2 protein-coding genes are annotated in these 1,216 nt (G+C 40.2%); both read left to right on the plus strand.

Going from position 1 to position 1,216, the window contains the following annotated elements; translation table 11 throughout:
* Window positions 1-52: 52 nt before the first annotated feature.
* Window positions 53-862: a DUF4145 domain-containing protein gene (locus FC652_RS19925; RefSeq protein WP_176299883.1), complete on the plus strand. Its 810-nt coding sequence runs from the start codon at window positions 53-55 to the stop codon at window positions 860-862.
* Window positions 863-1,016: 154 nt separating this feature from the next.
* A partial coding sequence (locus FC652_RS19930) for a DUF6404 family protein (protein ID WP_255199203.1) occupies window positions 1,017-1,216 on the plus strand: 200 nt, incomplete at its 3' end.

The raw sequence follows: 1,216 nt of genomic DNA on the forward strand, positions 1-1,216 counted from the left end.
TGGTTTAGGCGGCATTCACCCCTTAACGCGGCGTTAGGTTTTAGGAGGATGAATGTCAGAAAATAACAGGCTAGCTTCAATTAGTAAAACAGCTTTTTGCTGTCCTCATTGTAATGCTTACACTAGTCAAGAGTGGGCAAATACATATATACGCTTTATGGAACAAGACAACAGGCTTCCAATTATTCCTTCTGTAAGTAAGAGAGAGGAATTCGAAAACGACCACACAATTGAAAAAGAAGTTCGTGATATGTTAGTGCATTGGGTTGAGCAAATGGTGAAAGGAAAGCCATTTGTTGAAGAGCAAGATCAAGGAGTTTACTTGAGAAATGCGCTTCAAAATGTTCATACGTCACAATGTTATAACTGCAATGAGTTTTCAATTTGGGTAAATGACAAATTAGTGTATCCAAATATCAAAGCTGATATTGCTCCAAATCCGGATCTTCCTGAACATATTGTCGTGCTATTTGAAGAGGCTAGAGAAATTGTAAAATACTCCCCCAAGGGTGCTGCAGCATTACTTAGGCTTGCAATTCAACACTTGTGCAAAGAGCTCGGTGAAAGTGGTAAAGACATAAATCGTGACATCGCAAGTCTAGTATCGAAAGGACTAAACCCTTTGGTGCAAAAAGCACTCGATGTCGTGAGAGTTGTTGGAAATGAAGCTGTTCATCCGGGTACAATCGATTTAGATGACAATAGAGAAATTGCCCATCAACTTTTCGGGTTACTTAACTTAATCACAGAGCAAATGATAACCCACCCTAAACACGTCAATGCGCTTTATTCCTCATTACCTGAGGGTAAGTTAGCGGGGATAGCTCAGAGAGATAAGCCTAAACCTGACAAACAAACCTAACAAGAAATTCAAGCTGATTCGCAACGCTCGGCACTTTCGGTTTCAATTTGTTTAGTGATTAAGGTGAAGTGTTCGGGTGAGGTGGTAGCGTTGCTCACAACTTAATTGGACGTTATGGCGCAAGGCATGCCAACACACATTTATAGGAATGATTATGAATAAAATGGAATTTGTCCGCTCACTATTGGTTGAAAAGGGCATCAGTAGTCGTTTAGCTAAACCTTATCCATATCTATTCTACAAATTGGCTCGTTTAGACATGAAGCCAAGGGTATTTGAAAGTCCGTTGAAACTATTTGTCCTTCAATCAGTTTTTGGCGCTGTTTTTTGGGGTGGGTTCATGTGGCTCTTCAT

The organism is Vibrio sp. 05-20-BW147 (genome assembly GCF_013369385.1).
Lineage (GTDB): Bacteria > Pseudomonadota > Gammaproteobacteria > Enterobacterales > Vibrionaceae > Vibrio > Vibrio floridensis.